The organism is Yoonia sp. (assembly GCF_017854415.1).
Classification (GTDB): Bacteria; Pseudomonadota; Alphaproteobacteria; order Rhodobacterales; family Rhodobacteraceae; genus Yoonia.
Genome location: NZ_JAFMHR010000149.1, coordinates 1 through 6,748, shown reverse-complemented (window position 1 = coordinate 6,748; position 6,748 = coordinate 1). Strand labels below are relative to the sequence as shown.

7 protein-coding genes and 1 pseudogene are annotated in these 6,748 nt (G+C 54.5%); 3 read left to right on the top strand and 5 right to left on the bottom strand.

Features of this window, described 5'->3' with window-relative positions; translation table 11 throughout:
- On the bottom strand, positions 1–939 hold a 939-nt coding region (locus QZ197_RS13880), incomplete at its 3' end, for a hypothetical protein (protein WP_296432732.1).
- Between the two features lie 227 nt (positions 940–1,166).
- Here QZ197_RS13880 and QZ197_RS13875 point away from each other — a divergent pair.
- On the top strand, positions 1,167–1,820 hold the full coding sequence (locus tag QZ197_RS13875) for a YggS family pyridoxal phosphate-dependent enzyme (protein ID WP_296432731.1): 654 nt from the start codon (positions 1,167–1,169) through the stop codon (positions 1,818–1,820).
- On the top strand, positions 1,817–2,464 hold the full coding sequence (locus tag QZ197_RS13870) for an RluA family pseudouridine synthase (protein WP_296432730.1): 648 nt from the start codon (positions 1,817–1,819) through the stop codon (positions 2,462–2,464). The genes QZ197_RS13875 and QZ197_RS13870 overlap by 4 nt, the downstream gene beginning before the upstream one ends.
- A 54-nt stretch (positions 2,465–2,518) precedes the next feature.
- On the opposite strand, the gene QZ197_RS13865 is transcribed toward QZ197_RS13870, so the two are convergent.
- The 3 genes from QZ197_RS13865 to QZ197_RS13855 all read right to left on the bottom strand — a co-directional run bounded on the left by QZ197_RS13865 (position 2,519) and on the right by QZ197_RS13855 (position 5,590).
- The gene (locus QZ197_RS13865) at positions 2,519–3,124 is read right to left on the bottom strand and encodes an alpha/beta hydrolase (protein WP_296432729.1); all 606 of its coding nucleotides are present in this window, start codon (positions 3,122–3,124) and stop codon (positions 2,519–2,521) included.
- A gap of 1 nt (position 3,125) precedes the next feature.
- On the bottom strand, positions 3,126–4,055 hold the full coding sequence (locus QZ197_RS13860) for a VOC family protein (protein WP_296432727.1): 930 nt from the start codon (positions 4,053–4,055) through the stop codon (positions 3,126–3,128).
- A gap of 95 nt (positions 4,056–4,150) precedes the next feature.
- Positions 4,151–5,590, bottom strand: a complete 1,440-nt coding sequence (locus QZ197_RS13855) for an aldehyde dehydrogenase family protein (protein ID WP_296432726.1) — start codon at positions 5,588–5,590, stop codon at positions 4,151–4,153.
- 130 nt (positions 5,591–5,720) lie between these two features.
- On the opposite strand from QZ197_RS13855, the gene QZ197_RS13850 reads away from it, so the two are divergent.
- Positions 5,721–6,374, top strand: coding sequence for a peroxiredoxin (locus QZ197_RS13850; protein WP_296432724.1), 654 nt, complete (start codon positions 5,721–5,723; stop codon positions 6,372–6,374).
- 51 nt (positions 6,375–6,425) lie between these two features.
- On the opposite strand, the pseudogene QZ197_RS13845 reads toward QZ197_RS13850, so the two are convergent.
- Positions 6,426–6,748: pseudogene (locus QZ197_RS13845) on the bottom strand (SMP-30/gluconolactonase/LRE family protein); the annotation flags it as partial.

The window sequence follows — 6,748 nt, the reverse complement described above, 5'->3', positions numbered from 1 at the left end:
TGCTGCTGTGTATGTCAGGAAGTCGTCTTCATCATTCACACCGCCAACATCCAATGCAATGGCATCAAATTCTGTGTTTGTGGTCGCAAAGGTATCGTAGAAGGCTACAGCATTGGCTGGTGGTGCCAAGGTGCCATCAGAAAATGCCCAAGAAGCAGCGTTTGCTTCAACGTCGCTGTCGGTGTCGATGTCGAGTGCGAAGGAAACTTTAGCAACGCCGAAGTCGTTTGTGTAGATAACGTCTGCGGAACCATCGTCATCGTCGTCGACAAGGTGCGCAATGTCATCTGGTGCAAACTTCAGTGTACCGAATGTGCCTGCGTCCAAAGTTACGTTGTCAAAGCCAACGCCGTTTGTTTTTGCAGAGTCAAAGCCGTCGTCGTCAGCAAAGTCGTAACCTGTACCAGCGTCTACGGACATAGCAGCTGTCAAAGTCAGGCCGTTGTCTGTTGCAACGGAACCAGTAACAGTTGCGTTGATTTCAGCATATGTGTCAAACTCGCCTGTTTCCACCGCATCGTCTGCACCAAAGATTGCGTCTACAGTAGCGGACAAAACGTCGGCCTTGGCAACCGCATCAGCATAGAATTCTGGAGAAATAGTGCCAGCTTCCAGCTTTGCGTCCAGGTCCGCGTTGTCATCAGCGATATCGCTACGAAGTGCATCACCAGCGTCATCAAGTGATGTTGCACTCGTGAGGCCAGTAAGATAAGTTTCTACAGCAGTTTCAAGATCTGCATCACTGATAACGTTGCCGTCGAAGTCAGCAATCAGAGACTGAAGCAGCGCAATGCCACCGCCAGCAGTTGCGTCGGAGCCGCCTTCGCGTGCTACGCCAGCAGTTGCAGTACCGGACCAACCGATAGAGATGTGGCCGTCAGCAGCAGCTGCGCCAGCAAAGGCAACGATAGCTGTTGTTGTAAGGAGGATGCTTTTCATGGATTAATTCCCTCGTGTGTTGTGCATTCCCAAGAATGCCAGGTTGTCTAGCATTGGCGTCTATCTGCGCCTTACGCCCCGCACACTCAAGACTATTTAGGACTGATTGGGGCGCTTTGATAAAAATGATGCATCAAGGTCACACAAATATTCGCCCATGACATTGCAGTGAAATAACCATATTTCAGGCCGAAACCTAGCGTGATCCTTTTTTAACGGAGCCTTGTATGCCCTTAGCCGAAATTAAGTCCCGTATCGCCGCCGCATGTGAAGATGCAGGCCGCAATCCGGCAGATGTGAACCTGATTGCGGTGTCAAAGGTGCAGCCAAACGACCGAGTCGCCGCTGTTTTGGACGAGGGCCACCGAATCTTTGGTGAAAACAAGGTGCAAGAGGCGGCAGGCAAGTGGCCCGATTTTCGCACTGTATATAAAGGTGTCGCATTACACCTGATTGGCCCGTTGCAAACCAACAAGGTCAAGCAGGCGATGCAACTGTTTGATGCGATCCATACAGTTGACCGTTTGAAGCTTGCCAATGCAATCGCGCGTCACGCCCAAGACCTTGGCACCTGTCCTGATCTGTTCATTCAGGTCAACACAGGCGAAGAGCCGCAAAAGGCGGGCATCTTGCTGGCTGACGTCGATGATTTTGTGGCGCAGGTGCGCGCGCTTGATCTGCCGCTGAAAGGGTTGATGTGTATTCCGCCAGTAGACGAAGAACCGTCGCTGCACTTTGCATTGCTGGCCAAGATTGCTGCACGAAATGATCTGACGGGTTTGTCCATGGGCATGAGCAGCGATTTTGAAAGTGCAATTGCGCTGGGGGCGACGCATGTCCGTGTCGGGTCGGCTATTTTCGGCGATCGTGTTTACGGGTGACCAGCGCATACAATCCTCCGCAAGATCCATTAGTGATTCTACATGATGATCACGAGGTGGTTCTGGTCGACAAACCCAGCGGCCTGCTGTCCGTCCCCGGCAAGGGTCCGGAACTTGCGGATTGTTTGATCGCGCGGGTCCAAGCGGTTTTTCCTATGGCGCTGCTGGTGCACCGCTTGGACCGTGACACGTCCGGTGTGATGATTTTTGCGCTGACCCGCCATGCACAGCGCCACCTTGGTCTGCAGTTTGAAAAACGCCAGACCAAGAAAACTTATGTCGCACGGGTTTGGGGGCAGATGGCAGAAAAGACCGGAACAGTCGATCTGCCGCTGATCGTGGATTGGCCGAACCGCCCGCGCCAGATGGTTGATCACGAGAATGGCAAGCAAGCTGTGACAGACTGGCGTGTGATGCGCAGCACAGATAATGAAACCCGCGTCCGGTTGATGCCGCGCACGGGACGGTCACATCAATTGCGGGTACATATGCTGGCCTTGGGCCATCCCATATTGGGTGACCCGTTCTATGCATCAGGCGCGGCTGCGGACTATCCACGCCTGATGCTGCATTCGGAAACGTTGCAGTTTCGTCATCCTGATGGTGGGCAAGGCACGCGGATTACCGCGAAATGCCCGTTCTAGTACGAAAGTACAGGTGCCTCCGGCGGGAGTTTAGAAGGCAAGATGATGACAGTGCTATGTCGTTCGATTGTTTATGAAGTCTGCAATAGCGTCTATTTCTGATTGGGCTATTTCATGGCCGCCTTCATGCCAGTGAACAGTAACCGATGCGTCTTGAGATTCGAGGTATAACACCAGCGATTCTGTTAGCTCAGCAGGGCAGATCGGATCCCGCTTTCCTGCGGTTATCAAAATGCGCCTGCCCGCCAGACCTGCTTGTGGGGCCGGTGACCATGGGATCAGCGGATGCATCAAAATCAGATCATCAACGAGATCAGGTTGTTCCAGAGCGACGGACGCGAGAATGTTCGCGCCGTTTGAGTACCCAAGCCCGATGGCTTTGTCGCTTGCGGATAGTGCTTTTTCGTTCCTGATAAAATCCGCCATCGCTTCTGTGCGCTTTGCCAGATCGTCCATGTCATAGACACCTTCAGCGGCTCTGCGGAAATAACGAAGTGCGCCATGTTCGGATACGTCGCCGCGCGGCGAAGTCACATGTGCCATTGGCATCAACTGTTCAGCAAAACTGTGGAATTGGGATTCGTTGCCGCCGGTGCCGTGGAATGTCAGGAACAGCGGCTGACCCGCTGTCCCTTTGGTCCGTTTTGCAGTGCAGGACATCTTAGTTTCCAAGCGGCTGAAGCAAGCCTTCAAGGCGCGTGCGCAAATGCTCGTGCCGGCTAGGCAGTTTGAGGGCCTCGCCTAAATGCGCGGTGTCTTCGTCGCGGTTGAAGCCTGGCTCGTTTGTGGCGACCTCGAACAACACACCACCGGGAGTGCGGAAATAGATCGCATAGAAATAGTCGCGATCGATGACTGGCGTGACTTGGTAGCCTGTGTCCAACAGCGCCTCGCGGACTTCTAGCTGGCGGGCGCGGTTTTCAACAGCAAAGGCGATGTGGTGAACAGAGCCTGCGCCTTGTGATGCATTGTCGGCCGACGGCAATTCTTCGATGTCGATCAGGTTCGCATCGTTGCCGCCAGGGACGATAAAGCGGGTCACGTTGTCTTGGGTGTCCAGCTTTTCGTAACCCATGAACTGCAGCAATTCGCCACTGACGCCCGCATCTTTTAGTCGCATGTCGGCAGAGTGGAACCCACGGATACCCATTTCTGCGCTGACGCCATTCCCTGTCCAAGGGGTGCGGTCATCGTCACTTTCGACCAGCGCGAATTGATCGCCGTCAGGGCCGTCGAACAAGACGCGGGTCTGACCAAAGCGGGCGTCTTGCGTCATACCCTTCATGTCGAAGGTGGCAAAACGATCAAGCCAAGCCTTTGCAGATCCAGTAGGAATACTGAATGCGGTGCGACCTACTTCGCCGATACCCCTTGCGCCGCGCGCTGCATTGGGGAACGGGAAATAGGTCATGACTGTTCCGGGCGAGCCTTCTTCGTCACCATAATAAAGATGGTACACGTCCGGCGCGTCAAAGTTCACTGTCTTCTTGATCCGGCGCAAGCCAAGGACGTTGGTAAAGAAAGCGTTATTCTCGCGGGCGTCACTGGCCAATGAGGTGACGTGGTGCAGGCCTTTGATTTGGTTGATCATGTCTATCTCCAATTCTGTTGGAGGATAGATAGCGCAAATTATTGCGCACGTAAGTCGGATGAGCGCACGTAATTCGTGCGCTCATGCACATGACGCTATTCGGCGGCCCAGCCAGAGATTGCTTTGACCTCTAGGAATTCTTCGATTCCCCAGACGCCACCTTCGCGCGCGCGGCCTGACATTTTGACTCCGCCAAAAGGCGATCCGGCTGCGCGGCCTTTGCCATTCATTTCGACCATGCCGGACCGCAGTGCGAGCGCCATGCGGTTCCGCTTGGCACCATCTTGGGACTGGACGTAGTTGGTTAGGCCGTAGGGCGTGTCATTTGCAATCCTCACGGCGTCCGCTTCATCATCAAACGGGATGATCGACAGGACGGGACCAAAGATTTCCTCTTGGGCGATGCGCATGTCGTTGGACACATCGGCAAAGACTGTTGGGCGCACAAAGAAACCGCGATTCATGCCCTCGGGCAGGCCCGGACCACCAGCAACTAGCCGCGCACCTTCGTTGATGCCAACCTCGATCATCTCTTGTATTTTGGTCCATTGGGATTTGTTGACGACGGGGCCGATATGGCGACCGGGTTCGGATGCTGGGCCGACGGCGATGTTATTCGCGACTTCGGCCGCGATTTCTACGGCTTGGTCATAGATCGACCGCTCTACCAGCATACGAGTTGGCGCGTTACAGGATTGGCCAGAGTTGCTCATGCAGTGGATAACACCGCGTTTGACTGCTTTTTCATCGGCATCGGCAAAGATCACGTTTGCGCCTTTGCCACCCAATTCCAGTGTAACGCGCTTTAGCGTCGCAGCTGCTGCGACCGAAATTGCTTTGCCAGCGCGGGTCGATCCGGTGAAGCTGATCATTGCGACATCTTCATGGGTGGACAACTGACTGCCGACACCCATGCCGTCACCGTTCACAAGGTTAAAGACACCAGCAGGCACGCCTGCGTCATGCACAAATTCGGCAAATAGCATCGACGACAGCGGGGATTCTTCGGATGGCTTCAGCACCATCGTGCAGCCAGCGAGCAAGGCGGGGATCACCTTGAGGGTTACTTGGTTCATCGGCCAGTTCCATGGGGTAATCAGGCCGACAACGCCGATCGGTTCTAACGCAATCCGGTCGTTTGGCGCATGGGGACCAAGTGGGCGAACCCATTCGATTTCTTTGAACGCCTCAAGCGAGTTTTCAAGATGCCAAGGCAAGCAAGGTGCTTGGCTGGTGCGGGCCATATCGATAGGCGCGCCCATTTCAATGCTGATCGCTTCGGCCATTTCTTCGACGCGGGCCTCGTATTGGGCCAAGATTGCTTTGACATAGTCGGCGCGTGTCGCGGGATCGGTCGCCGCCCAAGCAGGGAATGCCGCACTTGCCGCTGCAACCGCTGCGTCGGTGTCTGCCTGATCACCCAAGGAAATGATGGCACATGCTTCTTCCGTCGACGGGTCGATCACGTGGTAATCGCGGCCAGCAACCGGTGGCACCCAAGCACCATTGATATAGAAATTACGGTTCTCGATCATGGCGCATCTCCTTGCGAATATTCCGAGGATTCTTTTGGCACTGTGTTTGCATTAGCGCAAGCCGCAGTAGCGTTTGGTGTCCGCAATACCTATGTGTAATATAACGCATATCAACATAGGAAGGATGACCATGGCTTTGCGCATCAATGATACTATTCCTGATCTGACAGTCGAAACGGATCAGGGAACCTTTGGACTGCATGATTGGATCGGCGACAGCTGGGCGATCTTGTTTTCACACCCCAAGGATTTCACCCCTGTTTGCACGACTGAATTCGGTGCAGTCGCACAATTGGCCGACGAATGGGCCAAGCGCGGCACCAAAGTTTTGGGCGTCAGTGTTGACGGGGTTGAGGATCACAAAAAGTGGAAAGCTGACATCGAAACGGTTGGCGGCGCGCCTGCTGGTTTCCCAATTGTAGCGGATACTGGTCTGGAGCTTTCAAAAGCCTTCGACATGCTGCCCGCCGAGGCATATTTGCCTGACGGTCGTACTCCTGCGGACAGTGCGACTGTGCGTTCGGTCTTTATCATCGGACCTGACAAGCAGTTGAAGTTGTCGATGACTTACCCGATGACCGTTGGTCGTAACTTTGCCGAAGTGCTGCGCGCGCTGGACGGCTTGCAGACCTCAACAGGGCGTGGTGTGGCGACACCTGCGAACTGGAATGTGGGCGATGACGTGATCATTCCAGCTACTGTTAGCGATGCGGATGCGACAGCGAAATTTGGTGATTTCACCAAAGTGCTGCCTTATCTGCGGACGACAAAACTGAAAGACTAATTTGGTTCACTCGACCAGCAAAGCCCCGCCATTTTGGTGGGGCTTTTTGCGTTATGGGTTTGGCAAACGGGCGAGCCATTCCGCGCTTAGCGACGTGATCCAAAGCGATCCGTCTAAATCCCTGACAGCACCAGTCGTCAACGGATAGCCTGCTGCAGGGTCCTGCCATGTCTCGGTCACTTCGCCTGCGTCATTCATATGCAAAATGAACCCATAGCTGACCGCCTTGGGACGTAGGGCGGGGGGCAGGCGTTGCAGAATCTTGCGTAAGATCGGATAGGGCGCTGCCATATCTGCGGCAGGTGCGCGCTTTGATACCAGACCTAAAAGAAAGCCGCCGTTCGTGTCGCGTTTGATGTTGTCTGGAAAGCCCG